General features: G+C 49.0%; 25 protein-coding genes, 3 pseudogenes and 1 riboswitch. Of the genes and pseudogenes, 26 read left to right on the top strand and 2 right to left on the bottom strand.

Annotated features, from left to right (window positions below; all coding sequences use genetic code 11):
• The first annotated feature begins 27 nt into the window (after positions 1-27).
• Positions 28-1,539 carry a cardiolipin synthase gene (gene cls / locus HPL003_RS04860; protein ID WP_014278500.1) on the top strand — a complete coding sequence of 504 codons (1,512 nt, stop codon included), beginning with the start codon at positions 28-30 and terminating at the stop codon, positions 1,537-1,539.
• 42 nt (positions 1,540-1,581) lie between these two features.
• Here the strand turns inward: cls and HPL003_RS04855 are convergent, their stop codons facing one another.
• A complete protein-coding gene (locus HPL003_RS04855; RefSeq protein WP_014278499.1) occupies positions 1,582-3,120 on the bottom strand; it encodes a phospholipase D family protein in 1,539 nt (512 codons plus the stop codon).
• Positions 3,121-3,414: 294 nt separating this feature from the next.
• On the opposite strand from HPL003_RS04855, the gene HPL003_RS04850 reads away from it, so the two are divergent.
• From HPL003_RS04850 to HPL003_RS04840, 3 genes are read left to right on the top strand one after another with little or no spacing between them, the layout of a single operon-like run.
• Entirely contained in the window at positions 3,415-3,840 is a 426-nt protein-coding gene (locus HPL003_RS04850) for a DMT family transporter (protein WP_014278498.1), read from the top strand.
• Positions 3,841-3,897: 57 nt separating this feature from the next.
• The gene (locus HPL003_RS04845) at positions 3,898-4,599 is read left to right on the top strand and encodes a Crp/Fnr family transcriptional regulator (RefSeq protein WP_014278497.1); all 702 of its coding nucleotides are present in this window, start codon (positions 3,898-3,900) and stop codon (positions 4,597-4,599) included.
• A gap of 38 nt (positions 4,600-4,637) precedes the next feature.
• Entirely contained in the window at positions 4,638-5,129 is a 492-nt protein-coding gene (locus HPL003_RS04840) for a DMT family transporter (RefSeq protein ID WP_014278496.1), read from the top strand.
• A gap of 291 nt (positions 5,130-5,420) precedes the next feature.
• Here the strand turns inward: HPL003_RS04840 and HPL003_RS04835 are convergent.
• Positions 5,421-6,269: pseudogene (locus tag HPL003_RS04835) on the bottom strand (Rpn family recombination-promoting nuclease/putative transposase).
• Between the two features lie 254 nt (positions 6,270-6,523).
• On the opposite strand from HPL003_RS04835, the gene fni reads away from it, so the two are divergent.
• From fni to HPL003_RS04725, 22 genes and pseudogenes are all read left to right on the top strand, one after another.
• Entirely contained in the window at positions 6,524-7,624 is a 1,101-nt protein-coding gene (gene fni, locus HPL003_RS04830; protein WP_014278493.1) for a type 2 isopentenyl-diphosphate Delta-isomerase, read from the top strand.
• The gene (locus tag HPL003_RS04825; protein ID WP_014278492.1) at positions 7,621-8,115 is read left to right on the top strand and encodes a GNAT family N-acetyltransferase; all 495 of its coding nucleotides are present in this window, start codon (positions 7,621-7,623) and stop codon (positions 8,113-8,115) included. Before fni ends, HPL003_RS04825 begins: the two co-directional genes overlap by 4 nt.
• Positions 8,116-8,257: 142 nt before the next feature.
• Positions 8,258-9,358: a redox-regulated ATPase YchF gene (gene ychF, locus HPL003_RS04820; RefSeq protein WP_014278491.1), complete on the top strand. Its 1,101-nt coding sequence runs from the start codon at positions 8,258-8,260 to the stop codon at positions 9,356-9,358.
• Positions 9,359-9,506: 148 nt separating this feature from the next.
• Positions 9,507-9,830: pseudogene (locus HPL003_RS04815) on the top strand (alpha/beta fold hydrolase); the annotation flags it as partial.
• Positions 9,831-9,959: 129 nt separating this feature from the next.
• On the top strand, positions 9,960-11,027 hold the full coding sequence (prfA, locus tag HPL003_RS04810) for a peptide chain release factor 1 (protein ID WP_014278489.1): 1,068 nt from the start codon (positions 9,960-9,962) through the stop codon (positions 11,025-11,027).
• A 3-nt stretch (positions 11,028-11,030) separates the two neighbouring features.
• The gene (gene prmC / locus HPL003_RS04805; protein ID WP_014278488.1) at positions 11,031-11,930 is read left to right on the top strand and encodes a peptide chain release factor N(5)-glutamine methyltransferase; all 900 of its coding nucleotides are present in this window, start codon (positions 11,031-11,033) and stop codon (positions 11,928-11,930) included.
• Between the two features lie 75 nt (positions 11,931-12,005).
• A complete protein-coding gene (locus HPL003_RS04800; protein WP_014278487.1) occupies positions 12,006-13,199 on the top strand; it encodes an FtsW/RodA/SpoVE family cell cycle protein in 1,194 nt (397 codons plus the stop codon).
• 250 nt (positions 13,200-13,449) lie between these two features.
• Positions 13,450-14,145, top strand: coding sequence for a stage II sporulation protein R (gene spoIIR, locus HPL003_RS04795; protein WP_014278486.1), 696 nt, complete (start codon positions 13,450-13,452; stop codon positions 14,143-14,145).
• Positions 14,146-14,344: 199 nt separating this feature from the next.
• Positions 14,345-15,583 (top strand): L-threonylcarbamoyladenylate synthase, encoded by a 1,239-nt coding sequence (locus HPL003_RS04790; RefSeq protein ID WP_014278485.1) that lies wholly within the window; start codon positions 14,345-14,347, stop codon positions 15,581-15,583.
• Between the two features lie 171 nt (positions 15,584-15,754).
• Entirely contained in the window at positions 15,755-16,315 is a 561-nt protein-coding gene (locus HPL003_RS04785; RefSeq protein WP_014278484.1) for a manganese efflux pump MntP, read from the top strand.
• 85 nt (positions 16,316-16,400) lie between these two features.
• Complete coding sequence (locus HPL003_RS04780) at positions 16,401-16,985, top strand: low molecular weight protein arginine phosphatase (protein WP_014278483.1); 585 nt, start codon at positions 16,401-16,403, stop codon at positions 16,983-16,985.
• Positions 16,986-17,063: 78 nt separating this feature from the next.
• Positions 17,064-17,145: riboswitch (ZMP/ZTP riboswitch) on the top strand.
• 285 nt (positions 17,146-17,430) lie between these two features.
• Positions 17,431-18,018, top strand: a complete 588-nt coding sequence (locus tag HPL003_RS04775) for a TIGR01440 family protein (RefSeq protein ID WP_014278482.1) — start codon at positions 17,431-17,433, stop codon at positions 18,016-18,018.
• A gap of 129 nt (positions 18,019-18,147) precedes the next feature.
• A complete protein-coding gene (locus tag HPL003_RS04770) occupies positions 18,148-19,398 on the top strand; it encodes a serine hydroxymethyltransferase (RefSeq protein ID WP_043922304.1) in 1,251 nt (416 codons plus the stop codon).
• Positions 19,399-19,571: 173 nt separating this feature from the next.
• A pseudogene (locus tag HPL003_RS04765) lies at positions 19,572-19,724 on the top strand (sugar ABC transporter permease); the annotation flags it as partial.
• A 363-nt stretch (positions 19,725-20,087) separates the two neighbouring features.
• A complete protein-coding gene (upp, locus tag HPL003_RS04760; protein ID WP_013312332.1) occupies positions 20,088-20,717 on the top strand; it encodes a uracil phosphoribosyltransferase in 630 nt (209 codons plus the stop codon).
• Positions 20,718-20,822: 105 nt separating this feature from the next.
• Entirely contained in the window at positions 20,823-21,992 is a 1,170-nt protein-coding gene (gene wecB, locus HPL003_RS04755) for a non-hydrolyzing UDP-N-acetylglucosamine 2-epimerase (RefSeq protein ID WP_014278479.1), read from the top strand.
• Between the two features lie 171 nt (positions 21,993-22,163).
• Positions 22,164-22,418: an AtpZ/AtpI family protein gene (locus tag HPL003_RS04750; protein WP_014278478.1), complete on the top strand. Its 255-nt coding sequence runs from the start codon at positions 22,164-22,166 to the stop codon at positions 22,416-22,418.
• Entirely contained in the window at positions 22,411-22,791 is a 381-nt protein-coding gene (locus tag HPL003_RS04745) for an ATP synthase subunit I (RefSeq protein WP_014278477.1), read from the top strand. The genes HPL003_RS04750 and HPL003_RS04745 overlap by 8 nt, the downstream gene beginning before the upstream one ends.
• A gap of 29 nt (positions 22,792-22,820) precedes the next feature.
• Positions 22,821-23,645, top strand: coding sequence for a F0F1 ATP synthase subunit A (gene atpB, locus HPL003_RS04740; protein ID WP_014278476.1), 825 nt, complete (start codon positions 22,821-22,823; stop codon positions 23,643-23,645).
• A gap of 104 nt (positions 23,646-23,749) precedes the next feature.
• Positions 23,750-23,974 carry a F0F1 ATP synthase subunit C gene (gene atpE, locus HPL003_RS04735; RefSeq protein ID WP_014278475.1) on the top strand — a complete coding sequence of 75 codons (225 nt, stop codon included), beginning with the start codon at positions 23,750-23,752 and terminating at the stop codon, positions 23,972-23,974.
• Positions 23,975-24,084: 110 nt separating this feature from the next.
• Positions 24,085-24,573, top strand: a complete 489-nt coding sequence (atpF, locus tag HPL003_RS04730; RefSeq protein ID WP_014278474.1) for a F0F1 ATP synthase subunit B — start codon at positions 24,085-24,087, stop codon at positions 24,571-24,573.
• Positions 24,570-25,115, top strand: a complete 546-nt coding sequence (locus tag HPL003_RS04725; RefSeq protein ID WP_014278473.1) for a F0F1 ATP synthase subunit delta — start codon at positions 24,570-24,572, stop codon at positions 25,113-25,115. The genes atpF and HPL003_RS04725 overlap by 4 nt, the downstream gene beginning before the upstream one ends.
• Positions 25,116-25,121 lie beyond the last annotated feature (6 nt).

Genomic DNA, 25,121 nt, shown 5'->3' with positions numbered 1-25,121 from the left:
TGCAGTGCATTGGAAATGAGGTAAATTATGAGGCGAAGCTTACTGGCTGTGTTAATTGCGGCTATGGTTTTTGTTATTTATTATTTTGGCTTGTTTAATTCCATCGGCACAAATGAAGGAACCGTCATCAGTATCTTTTCTACCTTGACGGTTATCTCCATCAGTCTGATTATTTTTTCGGAGAATCGGAATCCCTCCACTACGATGTCATGGATTTTGTTGCTGGCTTTGCTGCCGGTGGTTGGACTTCCTCTTTATTTTTTGTTTGGGCAAAATGTGTTCAAACGCCGCAAGTATGACAAAAAGGCATTGCGTGACCAGCAGGCTTACGACCGTATTGAGAAGGATGCCATGCACGTCAAACGCGATCTGACCTGCTTTACAGATGAGCAGCAGCGGTTGATGCGTTTGGCACGCAGGCTGGCCCGTTCCCCGATTTATTTTGCGGCGGAAACCCAAATCTTGAACAACGGAGATGAAACCTTCTCCACATTATTGGCGGAGCTACGCAAGGCAGAGCATCATATCCACATGGAATACTACATTTTTCGGTCGGATGATATCGGCACCAGCATTCAGGAAATCTTGATCGAAAAGGCCAAAGCTGGCGTCAAGGTGCGGTTTATGTACGATGCGGTGGGCAGCATTCAACTGTCGAAGACTTTCTTGAAGGAAATGCGGGATGCGGGGGTAGAAGTCGTCGCTTATGGCGGCGCACGGATCTTGTTCTTTTCCAGTCGGGTAAACTACCGTAATCACCGTAAAATTGTGGTTATCGACGGCAATATTGGGTTGATCGGCGGTCTGAATGTAGGGGATGAGTACCTTAGCCGCAACAAAGCCTACGGCTTTTGGCGTGACACGCACATGGTCGTAAAGGGCGAGGCTGTGCGGACGCTGCAACTGATATTTTTGCAGGACTGGCTTCATATGACGGGTGAATCGGTGCTGGATAAGGAGTATCTATCCCCCAAAATCGAGCCAATTACGGACGGAGGCGTGCAGATTATTGCCAGCGGCCCGGATAATGAGCGAAGAGTGCTCAAAAATCTGTTCTTCTCCATGATCACATCCGCCCGCAAATCGGTATGGATTGCTACTCCTTACTTTATCCCGGATGAAGATATTTTGACCGCGTTGCGGATGGCGGCTCTGTCCGGTTTGGACGTGCGGATTCTGTTTCCTGCGAAACCGGATAAGTGGCTGCCGTTCCTTGCATCCCATTCGTACTTCCAAACGTTGCTGGAGGTTGGGGTCAAGGTATATGAGTATGAAAAAGGCTTCCTTCACTCCAAGCTCCTCATTATTGACGGGGAGGTTGCGACCATCGGGACAGCTAATATGGATATGCGTAGCTTCCACCTGAATTTTGAAGTCAACGCTCTGTTGATCCGCACGCATAGTGTACAGCAGATGGTGGCGGATTATGAGCGGGATTTGCAGTCTGCCAGCCTGATCGTCCGCGAGGAATTTATGAAAAAGCGTCTGTTCAAGCGTTTGATGGAATCCCTCGCCCGGCTGCTTTCACCGCTGCTGTAGGTTGAATGAAAAAAGTAAGCACACAACAGTGTCATTCCAATTTTAAAATGTGGTAAAGCCCAACATATCTTGCAAACGATATAGTATATCTTTCCAAAATGTAGAGTTATCCTCGTAAGCCGACAGATCCAGACTGTATTCAGCTCCCTGGTTATTCCACAATGTATCAAAATAGGCCGCAATCTGTCGGGTCAGTTTACTGCCCGCTGGAGCGGCCACCCACAATTCATTCTCCAGATTCAGATCGTCCAGATTACGGGGTGTCAAATTCGTGGAGCCGCCCAAAATGATGTGATTTCCCTGTCCCTTGGCAATATAAATTAGCTTGGTATGGTATTGCTCATGGGTCGTATTATACCAGCGAATTTGGATTTTTCCGCCCGATTTATCGGACAGTTCTTTGGCAACCGGACGATTGGGGATGCCGATTTTTTCCTGTCCAAACGCGTTTTGATTCGGGTCTAGCAGCAATTGGATGCTCACACCACGTGCGGAGGCCACCAACAGGCTGTTCAACACTTTGCGGTCAGCCAAATAAAACATGCCCATATGAATGCTATCGCCTTGTTTGGTCTGTCTGATGGCATCCAGAACCGAGGTATATACTTTGCCTTCGGTTAGATATTTGATCCGGTAGTTGTCCTTACCAGGTTGAGCAGAGGCTTCTGCTTGTGGCGTGTAGGCAGGAAGCTGCCCTCCGCCGGAGAAGTCCAGTACCGCCTGCTCGGTTTGCAAAATGTCCCCGATGATGGGTCCCTTCACCTCCAGCGCAACATTGGAGTGATATGCACTCGCATCGTGAACGTTGCCTGTGGAAATGAGCACTGTCTGCTCGCTGGCAACCAATTTACGATGATTGGCCTTGACGTTCAACAGTTTAAGATAGGAGCGTGCCGTAACGTCAGGTCCGTCACTGGCCATTAGGTTGGGAATCCAGCCCGTGCCCTGCTGTCCGAACCATTGGAAAAAGGTACGCCACACGGCAGAATAGATCGGTGTGGAATCCCGTAGCGGGTCCACATCAGTCTGAACGACCTGAATGCCCGCTTGCTTCATATTCTCCAGTAAATGATTAGGGGATGAATTGTAGTTGGTATTGACTTCATCCGTAATGAAAAAGATAGGCATATCAGGATTTGCCTGCTTTTTGGCAATAAGCCGCTCGGTCATCTGTGCGCTCACTTGGGGAAAGCGCTGGCCCTTATGTTTATAATCGTTGAACAGAAACAGGTCAATGACGATAAATTGTTTGGCTTCATCAATGATCCCAAACATATGGTTCAAAATTTGCCCTTCATGCTGTGCGGTACTTCCATCCCCGGAGGGATAGGTCAAATCCGTCCAGAAGTTCACCTCGTTGGTTGAATACTCCTGACTTTCATAGGAGACGAAGGGGGGCAATGGCTTATGGGTCTGAAAGATCATGATGGCAATCAGCCATAGAATGAGCACCAGGATGATGATTTTAATAGTATGGCCTGTTCTCCCGGATTTTCTTTGGAATAGCTTTCTTTTAGATATTTTTTGTTGGGAACCAGGGTTATATTCTCGCCCAGAATGCAGCGGATCATGTTTAGCCATACAGCGGTCAACTCCTCAATTGAATGCTGCATTCCATTTCATCGTGCCGGAACATGCAGTTTATGATGGAATACTGTTATAGATTATGTGGAATCGGAATGGATCATACGGTATAGGCGCCATTCCTTTCTCATTTACGGGGAGCAATTACACAGCACACAGATGGAGCATTTGCTCATCCCATTTAATATGATGAGTTTTTTTCTGTTGTTTCAGGACATATGTCCTTTATGGTGAGACTAACCTATACTTTAATATATAGAAAAGTCACATAGATAGGGAGAATAACGATTCATGAGAGGAATTTTGTTTGCTTTTTTGGGAGGCACTTGTATTACGCTGCAAGGGGTAGCAAATACACGGATTAGTCATGATATCGGTACATGGCAGGCGGCTACGGTTACTCAACTGACTGGTGTTATTTTGGCGGCATTGGTCTGGATGTTTACACGAGATGGCAGTTTGGCAGAAATGAAGCAGGTGAAGCCCATGTATCTCTTAGGTGGCGCTTTTGCAGCTATCATCATATTCAGTGAAGTCACCGCTATTCAGCATATTGGGGTTACATTCACGATCTCGGCGCTGTTGATTGCCCAGTTGTGTCTGACCTTCCTGGTTGATATTAACGGATGGTTCGGTGTAGTGAAGCAGAAGATGAAGCTGCCGCAATTTATAGGCATTGGCATGATGATTGCGGGTGTGATCATTTTGAAGCTCTAAATAGAACTTCATTTGGAGAAGGAACCCAGAACGTAGAAAATGAAGGTGAGCCCAAGCATGAAAGAAATTCAGGATCAAGAGCAACTGAAGCATTTTTTACAATTCCATCAGTTAGAATCGATACTACATGAGCCACTGCGGCCTTATTTGTCGCTGTATCGTTTGGAACAAGGGGAAAAGCTGTGCTCCCAAGGGGATTCCATTGAACATCTGTACATATTGGTACAGGGCAAGGTCAAGATTTTTACCAGTTCAACGGAAGGCAAAACACTGGTTCTCTGCTTTAAAACACCGATTGAGATCATAGGAGATGTTGAATATATTCGCAGCAGCAATGTGATCAACACGGTGGAGGCTGTGTCTCCTATATATGTAATCGGTATTCACCACCAGTGGATGAATAAATACGGCAGAGACTACGCTCCAATGCTGCAATTTTTGCTGGATATCGTTACCCGGAAGTTTTGCATAGATTCCGACTTCTCCAGCTTTAACTTAATGTATCCCGTGGAAGTCAGACTGGCCAGTTACCTGCTATCGGTTTCTTTTGACGAAGGTGATGCTTCTTTTCATGAGGAATTGCGGGCATCCAGTCTCGTAGATGTGGCGAATTTAATCGGAACCAGCTACAGGCATCTCAACCGTGTGATTCGCAAGATGAGCGAAGATGGATTGGTGGAACGAACACGAGGCTATATTGTAATTCGTGACAGAGAAGGCTTGGGCCAACTGGCAGGCCATAATATTTATGAAGCTTGATCATTCGTAAAAGAATTAGTGGGGGAGAGCTGGAAATCATGCTATTAGGAATTGTACTGGCTGTTATTGCAGGGGCCTTTGTTAGTCTGCAAACGATATTCAATAATAAGGTGAACGAACGAACAGGTTCATGGGCTACAACCACACTTGTGTTGGGAACGGGATTTTTGGCCTCCTTGCTATGCAGTCTTATTTTTGCAGGGAATAATACATTTACGTTACAGCACATGCAGCCGTGGTACTGGTTCAGTGGAATGATTGGTGTCGGCGTGGTGTTCTGTCTGGTACAAGGAGTGAAACTGCTTGGCCCAACCTATGCGATCTCTATCGTGTTAACAGCACAATTGGGTACTGCTTTGCTGTGGGATTCATTAGGGTGGCTGGGACTGGAAAAGATTCCGTTCACCTTCACCAAGCTGATCGGCGTGCTGGTCATTATCGGAGGCATTCTGATATTCAAGTTTGGCAACGGGCGTACGAAGGAGCAGCAAGAAAGCATTTCGCATGTGCCTGATTCGATGAAGGGATGATGGATTTTAAGAAAGGCGATCTTCTTGACAGGGTAAGGGTCATGGGTTCGATCCCCATCCGTCCTATTGAGGAAAACCCTTGATTATCAAGGGTTTTCTGTATGATTGGGGATAAACCAAGATACAGCATTAGATCAAAACAGATTTTTGGTCAAGATGTGGTCAAGAATTGTTTTTCATCATATCAGACGATAAATTTCTCGTTAAATAATCCGTTGCCTGACTGAACACGAATCAAAAAAATCAAAAACTCCCGACCGCATTGGACTGGGAGTTTTTTTGATTTTTTTCTTATTGTAGAGGCTTCAAAGCCCTAACCTCATCTTCCGATAATCCAGATGCTTCAACGATTACAGGAATGTCGACACCGAGGGCAAGAAGCCTTCTCGCCATCTCCTGCTTTCCTTTCCTTTCTCCTTCAGCAATCCCTCTCGTTGTAGCCCCTTCAATCATGGAAGCTTCATCATGGAGATACTTTTGCCGTGCTTCATACTGTCTCCGTGCTTCTTCATTTTGACTTAGAAACTCCAGTGTATCCATCGCTTTTTTTAGTACAGGCTCTTTCATCGTCAGCACCTCCCATTTGGATTGATCCGTTCCTTTGAGAAACAACAGCCAATTGACAAGTCCGCCCTCTTCCATAGAAACGGCTTGCTCATCCAGCTTGGGTAACTCTAGAAAGTGAACTTCGATATCATCAATCAACGAAATTCCAGTGCGATCTTCTCGCAAATGAAATACATTGTGGTATAAATCATTGGGCAAAAAGGAGTAATTTAAAATGTTAATGGTCACACATCTTTTTAAACTACTGTAAGGCTGACCTTCCTGCAATTGCCCTGAATACTGTTTACTCCAATAGAACAACGTTCTTTTTTCAGTATCATATTTATTAAAAAGCTGCATCTCCACATTGATAATCTCCCCCTCTGTCGTTCAGGCGCGAATGTCCAGGATCGACTGCTTGTCGCGTGGAGAGTCTTTATCAGTGTAAGGATTGAGCAGAATAATTTCACTAAGGGGAGGTCTTCCGGCTTCTGCAAATGTACGATTGAGAAATGCCAATAGAACATCCCGATTTTCTTCACTGCCGAAAATACGTTTAAACAGAAAATCGTTTCGTGGATCAAGCAATTCCATTTTTACCAACTCCGTTCCTTCTACATTATATCATTTTTATGGTTCATTGCGTAACGTAAAACAGGTCATATAAACATGGGGAAATGTCTCTACTCATGTATATATTTTTCCATCCATGCTACAATGAAGTTATCTAAATGATTGCCTGTAATAATACATAATTAGATCGGTTACCATGTTCGGGAACGGTCTTATTTGTGCTTTTCGAGCCAATCCAAAAATTCGGAGTGACTTTTGAATGAGGTGGGACATAGATGAGTAATGGGGAAAATAAACCCGAAGCACCTGAGAGCTCTGGCAGATCCGGCTCTTTGCTGCCTGCTGCACGGACAGGTGAACGGAAGATAGAGCATGTCCGTCTTTGTCTGCAAGAGGACGTGGCAGGTCAAGGCATCACGAATGGACTGGAGCGCTATGCCTTTAAACACTGTGCGCTGCCTGAGCTGCATTTTGATGAGATACGTCTGGACACTACTTTTCTGGGACGAGCTGTGCGAACGCCGCTGTTGATTAGCTCCATGACAGGCGGCAGCGCCGAGACGGGAGCGATTAATGAGCGCTTGGCAGAAACAGCGGAAAAACGCGGCTGGGCGCTCGGGGTAGGCTCGGTGCGGGCTGCGGTGGAAAAAGAAGAACTGGCTCCGACCTTTGCGGTTCGCCGTCTGGCACCAAGTATTCCGATCCTTGCCAATCTGGGAGCGGTGCAGTTGAACTACGGATTTGGTGTGGACGACTGTCGCCGTGCGGTGGAGATTGCCGGAGCGGACATGCTGGTACTTCATTTGAACGGGTTGCAGGAGGTTTTCCAACCCGAAGGGAATCTGGATTTTAGTGGTTTGCTTGGACGTATTGAAGAGTTGTGCCGCCAGCTTTCAGTGCCCGTAGGAGTGAAGGAAGTAGGCTGGGGCATAGATGGCGAGACGGCTTCGAGACTGTACAATGCGGGGGTAGCTTTTATTGATGTCGCTGGCGCAGGCGGGACAAGCTGGAGTCAGGTGGAAAAATTCCGCAATTCTGATCCTGTACGCCGTGCGGCGGCGGAAGCATTTGCGGATTGGGGCAACTCCACCGCTGATTGTATCGTAGAGGTCAGGGCGGCGCAGCCGAATGGTGCTCTGATCGGCAGCGGTGGATTGAGAGACGGTGTCGATGCAGCCAAGGCACTTGCCTTGGGCACTGATATGGCGGGCTTCGGACGGTCGCTGCTTGGATCGGCGGTCGCCTCCGCGGAGGCGCTCGAAGCGCGGCTAGAGCAGGTGGAGCTGGAGCTGCGCACAGTCATGTTCGGAATTGGAGTAACTGGGATTAAAGGACTTAAAGACACGACTCGGTTGAGAAAGAAGGCGAACGTATGAGCAGTATTTTAACCTTGGTACCGATGGACGCAGAGCAATATGAACGGTTTGAGCAGCGCTCACTCGCGGACTATGCGGATGAAAAAATCCAGGCAGGCACATGGACGGCGGAAGAAGCGCCGGAACGCGCAGCAGAAAGCTTTGCCCGATACCTGCCGCAGAGACTGGAAACTCCCCATGCTCACCTTTACATGCTCATGTATTCTGATACTGATGATGTGGAGAGCCAAGAGGAAGCGGGTTATATCTGGTTCAATATTACGGATAGCGTACAAGGAAAAGAAGCTTTTCTGCTGGATATTCTCGTCTACGATTCATATCAGGGGCGGGGGCTAGGTACGCTGGCGATGGGGGCTTTGGAACAGGAAGCTCGCAGGCTGGGAGCTGTCCGTATCGGTTTGCATGTATTTGGGCATAATGAGCGGGCTTTGCATGTGTATCGCAAGTCCGGCTATCGGGTTACAGATATTCAGATGAGTAAAGAGATTTAAATAAAGAAGTAGAGGATGTAGCCAAATCCTGAAAGTCACAGCCGTATGCTTGCCGCATGTATGGGTTCTCATATATAATGTGGGTTGGTAAACTAACGGATGGCATAACGCACATTTTATATAAACGGGAGTTGTTCTGATTATGGCTTTAAAAGCGGGGATTGTGGGCTTGCCGAACGTGGGCAAATCAACACTGTTTAATGCAATAACGCAGGCGGGTGCGGAATCCGCAAACTATCCATTTTGTACGATTGACCCGAATGTGGGTGTCGTTGAAGTACCGGACGAGCGGTTGGATAAGCTGACTGAACTGGTTGTTCCGAACAAAACGGTGCCGACGGCTTTTGAATTTGTTGATATTGCAGGACTTGTACGCGGCGCGAGCAAGGGCGAGGGTTTGGGTAACAAGTTTCTGGCTCATATTCGTGAAGTGGATGCGATTGTACATGTGGTACGTTGTTTTGAAGATGAGAACATTACCCATGTGGACGGCAAAATCGACCCGATCAGTGACATTCAGACCATTAATCTGGAACTGATTCTGGCGGATATCGAAAGCGTGGACAAGCGCATTGAGCGTTCCCGCAAAAACATGAAGGGTGGCAACAAGCAATACACCCAGGAAGTTGAAGTGCTGGAGCGGATCAAGGAATCACTGTATGCTGATAAGCCTGCGCGCAGCGTGGAATTGTCGGATGAAGAACAACTGATTGTACGTGATCTTCATTTGCTTACGATGAAGCCTGTACTGTACGCAGCTAATGTCAGCGAAGACGGCGTAACCGAAGCCGACAGCAATCCATATGTGCAAAAGGTACGTGATTTTGCTGTAGCGGAAAATGCAGAAGTGGTGCCGATTAGCGCCAAGGTAGAATCTGAAATTGCCGAGCTGGAAGGCGAAGACAAGGCGATGTTCCTGGAGGAACTGGGACTGGCTGAATCCGGTCTGAATCGTCTGATCAAAGCAGCTTACCGCTTGTTGGGTCTGTATACGTATTTCACAGCGGGTGTGCAGGAAGTACGCGCTTGGACCATTCACAAAGGAACAAAGGCACCAGGCGCTGCAGGCGTAATCCATACGGATTTTGAACGCGGATTTATTCGTGCCGAGGTTGTATCCTACAACGATTTGGTCGCTGCTGGCTCTATGAACGGGGCTAAGGAACGTGGTCAGCTTCGTTTGGAAGGTAAGGAATATGTGGTACAAGACGGAGACGTTATGCATTTCCGTTTTAATGTATAATATTAGGTTTGCAGTATAAAGCATTGTGCTAAATAAAGTAGTCGCTGCCTGTGTTGGGTGGCGGCTTTTTTATTGTTAGGATAAATCCATATCGTTAGTTCGATTTTGAAAGTAAATATGTTAAAATCTCCTTAATTACATAGTTAAAAATATCAAGAAAGATCCCGCGAGACGGTTTGTTCACATGTGGGATGGTGTATATACGAATATGACAATCATTGATCATTTATGGGGAGAAGCATTTGGAAAACTGAATCTGATACAATCGTTGGCCGATGTTAATAAGCCAGTATTTATTGGTTTAGGGAGACATGATTATTTGGTTGCACCTGTTTCACTGTGGGATCTTGTGGATGACACCTATGGGAACGTGAAGAAAGTAATTTTTGAGCATAGTGGGCATAATCCTATGTTCGAAGAACCTCATTCCTTTGATAGCAAATTGGTCGAATGGATTTATGAAGGCAAGTAGGGATTTCAACTATTCATGAATTAGAAGTATTTTTAGTAGCTAATTCATCGATTAGTTGGTATAATAAAGAGCTGTAGCCAGTGAATTTGAATCTGGCTTCATATTAATTTAACTGAAGAGGTGAATCGCTTGTTGGACCGATTGCAATCATTGGCGGACCGCTACGATAAACTGAGCGAACTGCTCTGCGATCCGGATGTAGCGAACGATAGCAAGAAACTTAGAGATTATTCCAAAGAACAGTCTGATTTACAGCCTGCTTATGAAGCATATACCGAATATAAAACTGTCGTTGAAGAGCTGGACGCTGCTAAAGTTATGCAGGCCGAAAAGCTGGACGACGAGATGCGTGAAATGGTGAAAATGGAGATTGATGAGCTCAGTGCCCGCAAGCGGGAGCTGGACGAGAAAATCCGCATTTTGCTGCTGCCGAAAGACCCGAATGATGATAAAAATGTGATTATCGAGATTCGTGGCGCAGCGGGTGGTGACGAAGCGGCATTGTTTGCGGCGGATCTGTACCGGATGTACACTCGTTATGCCGATACCCAAGGCTGGCGTGTAGAGCTGATGGACGCGAACATGAATGACCTCGGAGGCTTTAAAGAGGTTATTTTCATGATTAACGGACGCGGCGCATACAGCAAAATGAAATTCGAAAGCGGAGCACACCGCGTACAGCGGATTCCAACGACGGAATCCGGCGGACGTATTCATACGTCTACATCTACGGTGTCCGTTATGCCTGAGGCAGAAGAAGTGGATGTTGAAATTTCCGACAAGGATATCCGCGTTGATACGTTCTGCTCCAGCGGCGCTGGCGGTCAGTCCGTTAATACGACCAAGTCGGCGGTGCGTGTAACGCATATGCCAACAGGCATTATGGCAACCTGTCAGGACGGTAAATCCCAAAATTCCAACAAGGAGAAGGCACTCCAGGTTTTGCGTGCCCGTATTTCGGATATGCTTCGTCAGGAAGAGGAAGCCAAATATGCAGGCGAACGTAAGAGCAAAGTAGGTACTGGGGATCGCAGTGAGCGTATTCGTACCTACAACTTCCCTCAAAGCCGTGTAACAGATCATCGCATCGGGCTGACCATGCACAAGCTGGATCAGGTGATGAACGGGGAGATCGAAGAAATCGTATCGGCGCTCACGATTGCTGAGCAGGCTGATTTGATGGAACAAGAGGTTTAAGTTTTGGGACACGAACGGGATCTTGTGTATCGGATGTCGCCGGAACGGAGCATGAGTATCAGAGAAGCCTTAGTTGAGGCTTCTTCTTTTTTAGGAAGCTGCGGAGTGCTGGAGCCGCAGCATAACGCTCGTCTGCTGCTGGAGCATGTGCTCGGGCTGGAAGGCACGGCGTTCTACGCTGCGCTGGGCGATCCGTTCCCTGCCTCCGACAAAGAGGCGTGGGAAGCGGTCATAGCCCGCAAAGCAGCGGGTGAACCGGCGCAGTATATTATCGGACGGCAGGAGTTTTATGGCCGTCCGTTCGCGGTTTCGCCGTCGGTGCTGATTCCGCGGCCCGAGACAGAGCTGCTCGTCGAGGCTATTCTTCAGCATGGCGACCGATTGTGGCCGGACGGCGCTCCGCAGGCACTCGATATCGGCGCGGGCAGCGGGGCGATTGCCGTCACGCTGGCGGCTGAGCGGCCCCGCTGGCGCGTAGCGGCGGGGGATATCTCCGCCGCAGCGCTGGAGATGGCGGCGCATAACGCCGCTGCCAACGGCGCAGCCGTGGAGCTGCGCGAAGGCGACCTGCTGGCGCCGTTCGCGGGAGAGGCGGTGGACATCCTGGTGTCCAATCCGCCGTACATCCCGGCCGCCGACATCGCAGGCTTGCAGCCGGAGGTGCGCGACCATGAGCCGCGTATGGCGCTGGATGGCGGACCTGACGGGCTTGGCCCGTACCGGGCGATGCTGGAGCAGCTTGGACTGCTTCAGGCTCCACCGCGGTTGATCGGGTTTGAGCTGGGCATGGGACAGGCCAGAGATGTGGCTGGACTGCTGGAGCAGGCAGGTCATTGGAATACGATTTTAATCGTTCCAGACCTTGCCGGAATCGAACGCCATGTCCTGGGTGTTGCGGAATAATGCTGCATTTTCTTTTTGCGAGTCTTTCCTTTAGAATAAAAGGAGTATGACCGAGAAACGGCTCAGGGGGAAATCATGCTTCAGAAATTGAAAAAAATTGACGGTCCGGTGATCTTCATTCTGGTTTTGCTGATGGCGATTAGCATCATAACGGTATATAGCGCGGGCAGAGGACCTACGAACTTGGCGGAGCACGGCAATGACTACCAGAAGATGATCGGGTATTATATATTGGGTTTTGTGGTGATCTTGGGTATAGCGATAGTCGATTTTCGAATATTTATTAAAAAAGCACTGTATGTATATGGAGGCGGAATATTCCTGCTCGCTCTCGGCTTTTTTGGCGGGACGGTTAACAACTCACAGGGCTTTTTGAAAATTGGTGGCTTGAACCTTCAGCCTGCTGAGGTATTCAAGCTGGTTCTTATCATTTTTCTGACTTATATGCTGATTAAGAAGCGCAAGAGCAAGCTGTATTTTGTTCAGGATGTGCTTCCAGTCGCGCTGGTGAGCTTTGTCCCTTTTGCTATGGTCATGGTGCAAAATGACTTGGGGAATGCGCTTGGATACATCGTCATCGTTCTTGGTATGCTATGGATTGGTAATGTCAAGGCATCCCATGCACTGATCGGATTTACCATATTTGTAGTTGCCGTTGGTGGCGGGCTCAAAGCCTATATTTCGTTTCATGATGAGATCGATTCCTTTATGAAGGGGATTGGCCGTAGTCACTGGGTAGAGCGGCTTGACCCTTGGCTCGTACCGGAAAAAGCGACCGCGAAGGCATCTTACCATACCAAAAATGCCAAACTGGCGATTGCCTCTGGCGGGATGATGGGCAAAGGCTTTTTGCAGGGGACTTCGGTGCAATCCGGTCGTGTGCCTTACACGTATGCGGATTCTATCTTTGTGGTCGTGGCGGAGGAATTTGGCTTTGTTGGCTCGTCGGTGCTGCTGTTGCTATATTTTATTTTGATTCACCGAATGATCCTGATCTCGCTGGAATGTCGTGACCGTGCCGGACCGTATCTTATCGTCGGTATTGTATCCATGCTGCTGTATCAGATTTTTGAAAATATCGGCGCGTTTTTGGGCATCATGCCGCTGACGGGAATTACGCTCCCTTTTATAAGCTATGGAGGGACGTCGTTGCTCATTAACATGGCTAGTATTGGTTTGGTTATGAGTATTAAGGTTCACGGTCAGGAGCTGGAGGACGATCTGCCACAGCCATCCAGAGTGAGTTTGACGAAGGAGAAGAAGGCTTAATGCTATGCTTCTGGATGTCACTTGATGCTTATGGTGAGGGAAAATAGTGAGATATGAAGGGTCCAGATTGTGAAATCTGGGCTTTTTCGTATTCGCGGATTACTCCGAAGCTTCGGCCCAGATCAATGTGCTTGATGTAGGGTGTATTGGGTGTTTTTAAAATGGTCTTGAACATTTTACGAGATTCATAGGTTTAGCCTCTCCCAAACCGGACAGACTGATAGACATGATAGAGTTTGGGGGGATTGGGATGAGAAGCTGGACCAAGCAAGCTGCAATGATACTATTTTGTATTTCAATATTATTGATGTCGTGGGAAGGTCAAAAAACAGATGCCGCCATGACAACAGGGACAAGAGGGCCTGTTGTCATGGCGGGGATGGCAACGACAGGAGCGGGCGTCATTCCTCATGATTCCATCCGATTGCGCATTTTGGCCAATTCGGATCGTCCAGAGGATCAACTGGTAAAACGTGAAATTAGGGATACCATCGTACAGCAGATGGATGCGTGGGTTGGCAAGCTGGAAAACCCGCAAAGTTTGGATCAAGCGAGAGTGCTGATTGCTGCTCATTTACCCGAAATTGACCGTTTAGTAGGTGCGGAACTGGCTCGACAGGGCATCTCGTACGATCATCAAGTAGAATTGGCAAACGTACCTTTTCCGACGAAGATGTACGGTGGGCTTGTCTATCCAGCAGGGGATTATGAAGCGCTTCGGGTCACACTGGGACAAGGCAAAGGGCAAAATTGGTGGTGTGTGCTGTTTCCTCCGTTGTGCTTCATTGATGCGGGCAGTGGGGAAGCGGCAGCTCAAACGGTCTCGGCAAAAGCGGACCAAGGAGGCGGACGGACGAATGCCGCTGACAAGGAGCCGGAAGTACGGTTTTTTCTATGGGATGCATTGACGGGGTTGTGGGGATGGGTGAGTGGTCTTTTTGCCTAATCGTCGTAAGTTGTAGACGTCGTAAGTTGTAGAAAAGAGAACAACGGGTGCATGACCCCGGTATGTTATAATGGAATATAGGGTTTACAGCTATGAGACATGGGCAGATTTGGTTCAGATAAGCCGCCCAAGTAAGTTCTTTGGGAATAGAGCTAACTGAACCAGGACTGTATGACAATAAGGTATGGGATGATCTGATATGAGCGATAAATCGAATCAAATACAAGGTTTGCGTGGAGAGTCTGCGCAGAATGAAAAATGTGAGCGGGTACTGGATGAACAGGGGCTTCATGAGCTAATGCCGCCGTTGGCGGATTCCCATACGAAATGGTGGGACGTAAGAGGCTTGGTTGTTGAAGGGGAATCCTCTGGTGAAATGTTATCCGGACAAGCCCGTATCGCGGTGGAAAAAGGCATTCGTGAGGCTGCTGTGCTACTGCAAGCAGGAGAGACGGTAGCGTTTCCTACCGAGACGGTGTACGGCTTGGGCGCGGATGCGCGTAGCACGGAAGCGGTAGAATCGGTATTTGCCGCCAAAGGGCGTCCTTCCGATAATCCGCTGATCGTGCATGTGTCCGATCCTGCCCAACTGGACGGTATGGTAACGGAAGTGAATGATACGGCGCGGGCGCTGATGGATGCGTTCTGGCCGGGACCGCTGACGCTGGTGTTGCCCGTAATGCCGCAAGCACTGTCGCCTCGTGTGACGGCGGGGCTGGACACGGTCGGCGTGCGCATGCCGGATCATCCGGTAGCGCTGCGCCTGATCGCAGAAGCAGGCTGTCCGCTGGCTGCGCCAAGCGCCAATCGCTCGGGCAGGCCCAGTCCGACCCTTGCACAGCATGTGCGGGAGGACCTGGAGGGCCGCATCGGCGGCATTTTGGACGGTGGCCCCACGGGTGTGGGGCTGGAGTCCACGGTGGTACAGGCCGGTGACGACGGAACCGTCACCATCCTGCGCCCCGGCGGCGTGACGGCCGAGCAGCTCGCTGCGGTCGCTCGCACCGTCGAGCTGGACCCAGCGTTGGCCGCCGCTTCGCCCGGCGAGGACGTCGACAGCCCGGCACCGCGCTCGCCGGGCATGAAGTACACGCACTACGCGCCGCGAGGCCGCTTGAGCGTAGTGCAAGGCCCGTCAACCGCTGAGGTGACGGGCTGGATTCGCGCCGCGCTGGCGGAGGCTTCCGCGCGGGGGGAGCGCACGGCGGTGCTCGCGTTCGACGAGCATGCCGCCGGCTATGCCGGAGAGCGCGTTTACACGCTGGGCAGGCTGGACGCACTCCATGAGGCGGCGCAGCGCCTATACGGCGTGCTGCGCCGCTGCGATGAGGAAGGCGTCACCTACATTTTGGCGGAGGCCTGTCCGCCGAAAGGGCTGGGAGACGCCATCATGAACCGCCTGCTCAAAGCGGCGGGTCATCGGATCGTCCGTCTCTAGGACGACCCGGACATTGGTCCATTGTTGTAGAGGCTTTAGATGGATTAACCTTTCAGCATAGTTATCTTCTCAACTTATCCCGGTACAGGCACATTCACCGTATGCTTGTACTGTTTTGCCTCTTGTCCGCATAACGTGTACAAGAGCGGACGGATATTGGGGGGATGGAGTATGCTGGCAGCCTCTGCCCATGCCGGGCAGATTGTAACGATCCTGGTCATGGCGGTAGCGCTGGGGATGGATGCGTTATCGTTGGGCGTAGGGATCGGCATGAAAGGGATACGCCTGCGGGACGTGCTGCGGATCAGCACGGTCATTGGCTTTTTTCACATTCTGATGCCATTGCTGGGTATGTTCACAGGCCATTATATGAGTTCTTTACTGGGGCATGTGACGACCTACTTTGCAGGGGGATTACTCATCCTTTTGGGCGGGCATATGGTTTATAATTCCTTCAAAGGGGACGGAGTACAGGTGCTGGACCATCGTTCGTCCTTGGGCCTTTTGCTATTTGCGCTTGGAGTGAGCGTTGACTCCTTTTCTGTCGGGGTGTCACTTGGCATGTTCCAGAGTGATTTGGTGCTTACCGTTCTGGCGTTTGGCTTTTGCGGGGGGGCGATGGCGATGTTGGGACTGCTGTTAGGCCGCAAGGTCAGCCGCAATCTGGGAGACTATGGAGAAGCGGTGGGCGGTGCCATTTTACTGGCGTTCGGCTTTATGTTTATGTTTTGATTTTGGGGCGAACAGTGTAAAATAAATAAAGGATTTTAGTAATCCTCTGTTTATATATTTTTACAACATACGGGGGGTGAAGACGTTGAAACATATCTTATTCGTATGCACAGGGAACACCTGTCGCAGTCCGATGGCTGAAGGGATGCTGCGCAAGCTGGCTGCTGAGCACAGACTAGGGTTGGAAGTGCGTTCGGCGGGAGTAGCCGCGATGGAAGGTACACCCATTTCGCGCCATGCAGAGGCGGTGCTGCGTGACCACAATATCCCGGATCAAATCACCTCAACTCCTTTGAACGGTGGGCTTGCCGAGTGGGCACATCTGATTTTAACCTTGACCCAAGGGCATAAGCAGCACGTAATTCAGCGCTTTCCCCAAACGGTGGGCAAAGTGTTTACGCTCAAGGAGTATGTAGAGGATCGGGATTCGGTGCTGAATGATGTGCAGGAGCTGGATGGCCTGTACGCTTCACAACAACTGATGGGTTCGCTGGGTCAGGAACTTTCGACACGGGAGCGTGAGCGGATGATTGAACTGCGTCAACGTATTCCGGGCTTTGATATTTCCGATCCGTTCGGCGGCTCGCGTGAAGATTACGATGTCACGGCTGGGGAAATCCGAACGGCGCTGCATAAGCTGGTGGACAAGCTAAAGGCTCTGTCCGAATAAAGTATGTATCATTCATCTATTTTGTACGGGATCTGTTGATTTTCGGCGGTTAATCCGTTAAGATAAGGTGGAAAAACAAGAATCCGGTGTAACTGGCGACAAAAGTGGGATTAACCACGATGGAGCACCGGATATACGGCCGGTCGCCTGGGCAAAAGAGCAAATCCACATGGGCTGTGGACTGCTCTTTTTTCGTATATGAGCTAGGTCCGGCCACCGCTGGCCTTCTGTCCAGACAAATGACAATGATTCTTCCGTGTGCTGTTACTTCGAGTATTCGAACCGAGAGAGGTCCTTCTTTAGGTGGTTCTTCCATTTTTCCTGCTCGAAATCCGATTCATCGGCTATAATATAGTCAGATTGTGATTCAGGAGAGAGTGTGTTGAACATGGGGCATAAGCCTGTGCCCAGTCTCTGTGGGGCTGTTCAACCAAAGGAGGTTCCAATGGCAGGACAATTGGATCATGAGGTTACGCTTGAAGCACAGACCGCTTCTGTCGTGAAGGAAATAGTAGAAGCAGCCAGTCTCAAGGCTGGTCGTTTGCTGGTTATCGGGGTAAGCACCAGTGAGGTGGCTGGAAGCAGGATTGGCACGGCGGGAGCGCTCGATGTAGCGCAGCAATTGCTGGCTGGAGTGGAATCCGTGCGCAGGGCGTATGGTTTTGACGTGGCATTTCAATGCTGCGAGCATTTGAACCGTGCGCTGGTTGTTGAGCGAGCCGTGCTGGAGCGGCTGGGACTGACGGAGGTTGCTGCCGTTCCCGTTCGTACGGCAGGCGGATCTATGGCTACCGTCGCCTATCGTGCGCTGGAAGATGCATGTCTGGCGGCGGATGTACAGGCGCAAGCGGGGATAGACATTGGTGAGACGTTGATCGGTATGCATTTGCGACCGGTTGCTGTTCCGTTTCGTCCAGGCCTTCGCTGGATTGGCGAAGCGCGTGTGACGGCGGCGTTCACTCGTCCACCGCTCATTGGAGGACAGCGAGCGGTGTATAGTCTGGAGCAAGAAGCCGGCGGAAGCTGTGACTAGCATTTGCATTTTGGTTTGGGCGGCATGTTTGTACTGATCTTTTTTTGTTTTGATGATGAGGTACCCAACAGAGGAGCAGGCGCTTGCCTGAATACCTGACAATTGACCATGGAGAGGGAGTAATCAATCATGATGGAACATCTGCGTAAAAGTGACCCGGCAGTGCTGGAAGCAATGGGACTTGAACTGAAACGACAACGCCACAATATCGAGCTGATCGCATCCGAAAATATCGTCAGCGAAGCAGTAATGGAAGCAATGGGCTCTGTACTGACAAATAAATATGCTGAAGGTTATCCGAGTAAACGCTACTACGGTGGCTGTGAGCATGTAGATATCGTTGAGGACATTGCTCGCGACCGAGCTAAAGAACTGTTCGGTGCAGAGCATGCTAACGTGCAGGCTCACTCTGGAGCACAAGCGAATATGGCGGTATATCTGGCAGCTCTTAAACCTGGAGATACCGTACTGGGTATGAATCTGGCACATGGTGGCCATCTTACACACGGAAGCCCGGTTAACGCCTCCGGTTTGTTGTATAACTTTGCCGCTTACGGCGTACGTGAAGATAACTTCCGCATCGACTATGATGAAGTGCGCAAGGCAGCCTTCAAGCATCGCCCTCGTCTGATTGTAGCTGGCGCGAGCGCGTATCCGCGCACCATTGATTTTGAAGCCTTCGCTTCCATCGCCAACGATGTGGGCGCTCTGTTCATGGTCGATATGGCACATATTGCGGGTCTTGTGGCAGCAGGTATTCATCCAAGTCCGGTTCCGCATGCTCAATTTGTAACAACAACGACACACAAAACGCTGCGTGGTCCGCGTGGAGGTCTGATTTTGACTCGCAAAGCGTGGGCGCAAGCGATTGATAAAGCTATTTTCCCAGGTACTCAAGGGGGTCCGTTGATGCATGTGATCGCATCCAAAGCCGTTGCCTTGGGTGAAGCGCTCCAGCCTTCCTTCAAAACCTATGCGCAAAACGTAGTTCGCAACGCTCAGGTGCTGGCTGAGACATTGCTGGCTGAAGGCATTAACATTGTATCCGGCGGTACGGATAACCACCTGATGCTGCTGGACACGCGTAGCTTGAACATCACTGGAAAAGAAGCGGAGCATGTGCTGGATTCCGTGGGTATTACAGTGAACAAAAACGCGATTCCTTTCGACCCGACCAGTCCATTCGTTACCAGCGGAATCCGCATTGGTACACCTGCTGCAACGTCCCGTGGTATGGATGAAGAGGCTATGGTTAAAATCGGTAAAATCATTGCCGAAACTCTTAAAAATCCGAAGGATGATACGGTATTGTCTAAAGCCAGCCAAGCTGTTGGCGAACTGACAGACAAATTCCCGATCTACCCAAGTATTCAATACTAATCAATCGGTTGTTCATGCTCCCCCGTAAGCCTCAGATGGTCAGCCTTGGCATCGGGGGGATGACCATGACTACACATATGATGTAACTGATAAGGCTGTTTTCTTCCGTAAGCCGGAGGGGAAACAGCCTTTTTTTGATTTCTAGCAACTTGAAAATTACATTTTTTTGGGTAAAACCCTGGTCCTTTAAAGTATTTGAATTGAATTCGGTGCTGACAAAGGGTGGACCCTTCAAGTCGACGGAGTCCGTTGCGTTGGACATATATAATGAAGCGTTTACAAATAATCGTCTTGGATTGGGTGTGCCAAAGCCATTATTTTCTTACAGATAAAAGACTGATGCTGTATTAAGACACAAAGCCTGTAGGTTAGGCAGGAAGTCCACAATTTAAAAGACTTTAACGGTCAAGTGCCGTAAGAGCCTTTTTTATGCACTTTTTGTATGACAAAAGTCACTCTTGAAGTGGGCGAAATATGCATTTTACCTGTCATATCGTCCTCTTGCTAAAAGGTTGCGGTGGCAGGTGTTAAATCAATCAAGGGAATGTTATAATAAACAGGATTTACAGGCACGCATTGCATCTGTGCTTATTTGGTTTGCACAAATAGGTTACATAGATCCTTTCCATACAGGATGTTCGATATTCTGGTGCGAAAGAACGTGACGATAATACCGGAGGGAATATATCATGGCAAAACTGGTGGTTTGTGATCACCCTTTGATCCAACACAAACTTACATTTATCCGCGATGTGCGGACCAACACCAAGGATTTCCGCGAGCTGGTGGATGAAGTAGCAACATTGATGGCTTATGAAATTACGCGGGATATCCCGCTAGAGAGCATTACGGTGCAGACACCGGTTGCTGAGACAGAAGGGAAGGTTATTTCCGGTCGCATGTTGGGTCTCATTCCAATCTTGCGTGCAGGCTTGGGGATGCTGGATGGCGTTGTCAAACTGCTGCCAGCAGCAAAGGTAGGACATGTGGGACTGTTCCGTGATCCCGAGACATTACAGCCCGTGGAATACTATACGAAGCTGCCTACAGACGTGACTGAGCGTGAATTGATCGTGATTGATCCGATGCTTGCAACGGGCGGCTCGGCGATCGCGGCTATTGATGTGTTGAAAAAGAGAGGCTGCACCCAAATTAAAATGATGAATTTGATTGCCGCTCCTGAGGGAGTCAAGGCCGTTCAGGATGCCCATCCTGATGTAGATATTTATGTTGCTGCACTGGACGAGCGTCTGGATGATCACGGCTACATTATTCCGGGTCTTGGTGATGCGGGAGACCGTCTGTACGGAACCAAGTAAACGCCTTCTGGCTCGGCATAATATATAGCGTTGCGGACAAGTCGTTTTTCATGGGAGAACGGTCTTGGAACCGGATGTTTATTTTGAAAAGGGGTTCAACAGAAAATGTCCAAAATCAAAGTGATGACTATTTTTGGCGTGCGTCCGGAAGCGATTAAGATGGCTCCTCTTATTTTGGAGCTTCAACGCCACCCCGAGCATATCGAGTCCATCGTATGTGTAACGGCTCAACATCGCCAAATGCTCGATCAGGTTCTGGAAGTGTTTAATATCCACCCTGACTATGATCTGGATGTGATGAAGGATCGTCAGACACTTAATGAAATTTCCATTCGTGTACTTCAAGGATTAGAACCTGTGTTACGTGAGGCAAAGCCTGATATCGTGCTCGTTCACGGGGATACGCTGACGACTTTCCTGGCCAGCTATGCGGCCTTTATGCAACAGATCGAAGTGGGGCATGTGGAAGCAGGCTTGCGGACGTGGAACAAGCTTTCTCCGTACCCTGAGGAAATGAACCGTCAACTGACAGGAGTGCTGTCTGATCTTCATTTTTCTCCTACATCTTTATCTGCTGGGAATTTGCGGAAGGAAAATAAACCTGAATCGCGAATATATGTAACAGGCAATACCGTGACTGACGTATTTCAGTATACGGTTCGCCAGGATTACGAGCATCCGGTGCTGGAATGGGCTAAAGGCAAGCGCCTGATTCTGATGACGGCACACCGTCGGGAGTCCCAAGGGGAGCCACATCGCCAAATTTTTAGTGCGGTCAAACGGATTGCGGACGAGTTTGAGGATATCGCGATCGTGTATCCGGTTCATCCGAGTCCGGCTGTGAAGGAGCCTGCATTTGAGATTTTAGGCAACCATCCGCGTATAAAGCTGATTGATCCGCTGGATGTGGTGGATTTACACAATTTTTATCCACACACTCATCTTATTCTGACCGATTCCGGTGGTCTTCAGGAGGAAGCACCTTCATTCGGCGTGCCTGTACTGGTACTGCGTGATACGACTGAAAGACCGGAAGGAATTGAAGCTGGTACACTGGAACTGGTGGGTACGAGTGAAGAGAATGTCTACAATCGGACCAAGGCTCTTTTGACGGATTCTGCATTATATGAGTCTATGAGTCAGGCAGCAAACCCTTATGGTGATGGACAAGCTTCGGTAAGAATTGTCAATGCAATTTTGCACCATTATGGTGTTCAACCCGAACGTCCTGAAGAATTTCACACAATGTTCACAAGAGGTGTTCGCACGACATAATAATCCTTTACAAGGCAAGCATACAGTTAAACTGTACGGTTACCAAGGGATACGGCATTTTAAGATGCTTTGTCGACTGATTTTATACTTTAGGACGCTAAAATATCTCAATTGACAAAGTATCTTATATTTAAGTAAAATGGACTGGAATTGCAGGGGTGGCATGGAAAAGTGGTCAAACCTTCCAAGCAAAACAACAACCGAAATAACACCGGAAATGCCTTCAAGGCAATTGGACTGGTGAGCGCTATCGGCATTGATTTAGCCGTGTGCACACTGGGTGGTTTTTATGCCGGAAAATGGCTAGATGCCAAACTTGGTAACTCCGGAATTTGGATTGGCGTAAGCGTTCTCGCAGGCTTGGTTGTAGGCGCATTGAGTATTGCCCTTGTGATCGGAAAGGTATTGAGGGATAACCATGAGTGAGATGACCCGAATGCAAAAAATGTTATGGATCGTAGCGCTTTGTATTATGGCTCTGTGTTTCCTGGTCTCCGCCTTCATGCCCCAACATCGTGACATTGCTCACGGAATCATTCTGGGAACGGGAGTAAGCTGTCTTAATGTGCTGTATATGGCCTACAAAATTCGACAGGTTGCGAGTGCGGCCGCCGGTGAAGGCAAGAAGAAAAGGGTGGGCATCGGCTTTGGAGTTCGTGTAGCGACCTCTATTTTGGCGGTGGTGCTGGCGTTGGAGTTTCCGGCCTATTTCCATGAGATCGCTGTAATGGCAAGCCTGGTGACTGGACAATTTCTTCTTTTAATTATAGGCATCATATTCGCGCTACAGGAAAAATGATGGCTCAACTGAGAAAGGGGTGAGAAAACATGTTGCATGAATCACCGATTATCCAATTGGGCGGGTTCAACATTGACTTGTCCATCATTATTATGCTTGTAGTAACCTGTGCTATTGTGTTTGGACTGGCTTTTGCCGCAACACGCAATTTGTCTGTAGACAATCCTGGCAAGCTGCAAAACTTTATGGAATGGGTTGTAGAATTCGTTCAAGGACTCATATCCAGTACGATGGATTTGAAGAAAGGGAAGCCATTCCTATCATTGGGGATGACGCTGATCATGTTCATTTTCGTCGGAAATATGCTGGGCTTACCGTTCGGGATTGTGACCGATTTCGATAATGCGCAAAGTGCCCAAGTATTTGGACATGAAATCATTCCAGTCAAAGAAGCATTAGAACAAGCACAAGCGTCTCATCCGGGCGAACCTGCCCACGTGGGTGTCAACTGGTGGAAATCACCTACCGCAGATGCAGGGGTGTCCATTGGTCTAGCATTGATGATCTTTGTCCTGGTTCATTTCCTGGGAATCTTCCGTAACACCAAAGCATACTTCAAGCATTACATTCAGCCATTCCCTTTCTTTTTGCCAATTAACCTGATCGAGCAGTTCTCAAAACTATTAACACATGGTATGCGTCTATTCGGTAATATTTTTGCCGGCGAGGTTTTGATTAGTGTGCTGCTGAAATTGACGGCAATTGGCGTTGGAGGATGGATTGCATCCGTATTGGGACTGATTGTATGGCAAGGATTCAGTATCTTTGTCGGCAGTATTCAGGCGTTCGTCTTTACCATTTTGACGTTCGTGTATATTTCACAGGCAATCGACACGCATGAAGAAGAGCATTAGGTAATTTCAGTTTCCGGTTTTTAGTTAAGTTCAGGAGTGCGCTTCGCTCTTAACTGCAAATACATGTACAACACAAATACACATCTCTAAGGAGGATTTTTAAAATGGGAGCTTGGGCATTAATAGCAGCAGCTATCGCAGTAGGTTTGGGTGCGCTCGGCGCAGGTATTGGTAACGGTCTGATCGTAAGTAAAACAGTTGAAGGTATCGCTCGTCAGCCAGAAGCAAAAGCTTCTTTGCAAACTGTAATGTTTATCGGTGTAGGTCTGGTCGAAGCACTGCCAATCATCGGTGTTGTCCTGGCATTCATTTTCTACGCAGCAGCTTAATTGAATGGAAGCAAGGTTTGGCGGGGAAGGCACAGCCATCCGCGCCTTCTTTGTTCGTTTGAGATATGAAAGATCTAGGACTGACGTTCACCGGAAAGGAGTGACTTCAATTGAGTTTAAATTGGACAAGTATCGTTTTCACTATCATTGCATTTTTGATCTTGTACTGGTTACTGACGCGTTATGCATTTGGCCCTCTCTTTTCCGTTATGGAAAAGCGGCGTCAGCTTGTGTTACAGCAAATGAATGAGGCGGCACAAACGCGTGAACAGGCTGCTGCTTATGTTGATGAGCAAAAGCAGGCTCTCCAACAGGCACGTAAAGAAGCCTACGATATTATTGAGCAGTCGAAACAAACAGGTAGCAAGCAAGCTGAGCAAATTATCGTTCAGGCCAAGGACGAGGCTGTCCGCCTGAAAGACGAAGCTGTTCGTGAGATCACAAGCGAGCGCAATAAGGCAGTTGCCGAGCTGCGCAGCGAAGTGGGCCGGGCTTCGGTACAAATCGCTTCCAAGCTGATTCAAAAAGAAATCAAGGAAGACCAAGTCCAGGGAGAGCTTGTCGACCAGTACCTTAAAGAGGTAGGAGGCAAAGCATGAGCCGGGATACGGTAGTTGCCAAACGGTATGCGAAAGCTTTGTTTGAAGTGGCGGAGCAAGAGCAAACCATTATGGAGACCGAGCAAGAGCTGCGTGCTTTTGTAGAAGCTGTCTCCGGGGATGCTGAAATCCGTAAGTTCATCGACTCTCCTAACATTACGGAAGCGGTCAAGCTTCAGGTTCTGGCTAACAGTTTTGAAGGCAAGCTGTCTGCCCCGCTCATCAACACGATTACGCTGTTGATTCAGCGCAGCAGAGCAGATTTGTTCGAATCTCTTCTCGCCGGATACCTCGATATTCAGGAGTACAAGCTGGGACTTGCCCATGCAAAGGTGTATTCCACTTATGCGCTCAGTGAGCAGGAAAAAACAGCGGTAGCCGAGCAATTCGGAGCCCGTGAACATAAAACAATCCGTGTGGAAAATATAGTGGACCCGGGTCTGCTGGGCGGATTGAAAGTGGTTATCGGCGATACACTGTACGACGGCAGTCTGGCCGGCAAGCTGGATCGTCTCGAGAAATCCTTTAACAGACGAGTATAGAAGATA

Origin of the sequence: Paenibacillus terrae HPL-003 (assembly GCF_000235585.1) — a bacterium.
Lineage (GTDB): Bacteria > Bacillota > Bacilli > Paenibacillales > Paenibacillaceae > Paenibacillus > Paenibacillus terrae_B.
Note: the sequence above shows the minus strand (reverse complement) of the source record. Positions and strands in the feature narration are given on the sequence as shown.

Coding starts and splice junctions, on each gene's coding strand:
- cls (WP_014278500.1), top strand. CDS start 28: ATGAGGCGAAGCTTACTGGCTGTGTTAATTGCGGCTATGGTTTTTGTT.
- HPL003_RS04855 (WP_014278499.1), bottom strand. CDS start 3,120: ATGGCTAAACATGATCCGCTGCATTCTGGGCGAGAATATAACCCTGGT.
- HPL003_RS04850 (WP_014278498.1), top strand. CDS start 3,415: ATGAGAGGAATTTTGTTTGCTTTTTTGGGAGGCACTTGTATTACGCTG.
- HPL003_RS04845 (WP_014278497.1), top strand. CDS start 3,898: ATGAAAGAAATTCAGGATCAAGAGCAACTGAAGCATTTTTTACAATTC.
- HPL003_RS04840 (WP_014278496.1), top strand. CDS start 4,638: ATGCTATTAGGAATTGTACTGGCTGTTATTGCAGGGGCCTTTGTTAGT.
- fni (WP_014278493.1), top strand. CDS start 6,524: ATGAGTAATGGGGAAAATAAACCCGAAGCACCTGAGAGCTCTGGCAGA.
- HPL003_RS04825 (WP_014278492.1), top strand. CDS start 7,621: ATGAGCAGTATTTTAACCTTGGTACCGATGGACGCAGAGCAATATGAA.
- ychF (WP_014278491.1), top strand. CDS start 8,258: ATGGCTTTAAAAGCGGGGATTGTGGGCTTGCCGAACGTGGGCAAATCA.
- HPL003_RS04800 (WP_014278487.1), top strand. CDS start 12,006: ATGCTTCAGAAATTGAAAAAAATTGACGGTCCGGTGATCTTCATTCTG.
- spoIIR (WP_014278486.1), top strand. CDS start 13,450: ATGAGAAGCTGGACCAAGCAAGCTGCAATGATACTATTTTGTATTTCA.
- HPL003_RS04790 (WP_014278485.1), top strand. CDS start 14,345: ATGAGCGATAAATCGAATCAAATACAAGGTTTGCGTGGAGAGTCTGCG.
- HPL003_RS04785 (WP_014278484.1), top strand. CDS start 15,755: ATGCTGGCAGCCTCTGCCCATGCCGGGCAGATTGTAACGATCCTGGTC.
- HPL003_RS04775 (WP_014278482.1), top strand. CDS start 17,431: ATGGCAGGACAATTGGATCATGAGGTTACGCTTGAAGCACAGACCGCT.
- HPL003_RS04770 (WP_043922304.1), top strand. CDS start 18,148: ATGATGGAACATCTGCGTAAAAGTGACCCGGCAGTGCTGGAAGCAATG.
- upp (WP_013312332.1), top strand. CDS start 20,088: ATGGCAAAACTGGTGGTTTGTGATCACCCTTTGATCCAACACAAACTT.
- wecB (WP_014278479.1), top strand. CDS start 20,823: ATGTCCAAAATCAAAGTGATGACTATTTTTGGCGTGCGTCCGGAAGCG.
- HPL003_RS04745 (WP_014278477.1), top strand. CDS start 22,411: ATGAGTGAGATGACCCGAATGCAAAAAATGTTATGGATCGTAGCGCTT.
- atpB (WP_014278476.1), top strand. CDS start 22,821: ATGTTGCATGAATCACCGATTATCCAATTGGGCGGGTTCAACATTGAC.
- atpE (WP_014278475.1), top strand. CDS start 23,750: ATGGGAGCTTGGGCATTAATAGCAGCAGCTATCGCAGTAGGTTTGGGT.
- HPL003_RS04725 (WP_014278473.1), top strand. CDS start 24,570: ATGAGCCGGGATACGGTAGTTGCCAAACGGTATGCGAAAGCTTTGTTT.